1 protein-coding gene is annotated in these 1205 nt (G+C 61.2%); it reads right to left on the bottom strand.

All coding sequences use genetic code 11. The features are described 5' to 3' along the window. Position 1: 1 nt before the first annotated feature. Positions 2-1192, bottom strand: coding sequence for an elongation factor Tu (gene tuf, locus HY30_RS16565; protein ID WP_034743456.1), 1191 nt, complete (start codon positions 1190-1192; stop codon positions 2-4). Positions 1193-1205: the final 13 nt, after the last annotated feature.

The raw sequence follows: 1205 nt of genomic DNA on the forward strand, positions 1-1205 counted from the left end.
CTTATTTCTTGATGGCGGAGACGACGCCTGCGCCGACGGTACGGCCGCCTTCGCGGATGGCGAAGCGCAGGCCCTGGTCCATGGCGATCGGCTGGATCAGCTCGACGTCCATTTTCACGTTATCGCCTGGCAGAACCATTTCCTTGTCGGCCGGCAGCGTCACCACGCCCGTCACGTCGGTCGTGCGGAAGTAGAACTGCGGACGATAGTTGGTGAAGAATGGCGTGTGACGGCCACCCTCTTCCTTCGTCAGGATATAGGCTTCGGCTTCGAACGTCGTGTGCGGCGTGATCGAACCGGGCTTGCAGAGAACCTGGCCGCGCTCGACGCCTTCACGGTCGATACCGCGAAGCAGCGCGCCGATATTGTCGCCAGCCTGGCCCTGGTCGAGCAGCTTGCGGAACATTTCAACGCCCGTGCAGGTCGTCTTGACGGTCGGACGGATGCCGACAATCTCGATTTCCTCGCCAACCTTGACGACGCCCTGTTCGACACGGCCCGTCACAACCGTACCACGGCCCGAGATCGAGAACACGTCTTCCACAGGCATCAGGAACGGCTTGTCCAGCGGACGCTCAGGTGTCGGGATGTAGGCATCAACCGCTGCCATCAGCTCAAGAACCTTGTCCTTGCCGATTTCAGGATTGCGGCCTTCAACAGCGGCCAGCGCGGAACCCGCGATGATCGGAATGTCGTCGCCCGGGAAGTCGTACGAGGTCAGAAGCTCGCGCACTTCCATCTCGACCAGTTCCAGAAGCTCGGCATCGTCAACCTGGTCAACCTTGTTCAGGAAGACAACCATGGCCGGCACGCCGACCTGCTTGGCCAGCAGGATGTGCTCGCGCGTCTGCGGCATCGGGCCGTCAGCCGCGTTCACAACCAGGATCGCGCCGTCCATCTGCGCCGCACCGGTGATCATGTTCTTCACATAGTCAGCGTGGCCCGGGCAGTCGACGTGGGCATAGTGACGGTTTTCCGTCTCGTATTCCACGTGCGCCGTGTTGATCGTGATGCCGCGTGCTTTTTCTTCGGGCGCCGAGTCGATATCTGCATACGATTTCGCTTCGCCACCCGATGCCTCGGCCAGCACCATCGAAATGGCCGCCGTCAGCGTCGTCTTGCCGTGGTCAACGTGTCCAATCGTGCCGATGTTCACGTGCGGCTTGTTGCGTTCAAACTTTGCCTTGCCCATCGGGCCTCTCCTT

Source organism: Hyphomonas chukchiensis, from assembly GCF_000682695.1.
GTDB classification, from domain to species: Bacteria; Pseudomonadota; Alphaproteobacteria; order Caulobacterales; family Hyphomonadaceae; genus Hyphomonas; species Hyphomonas chukchiensis.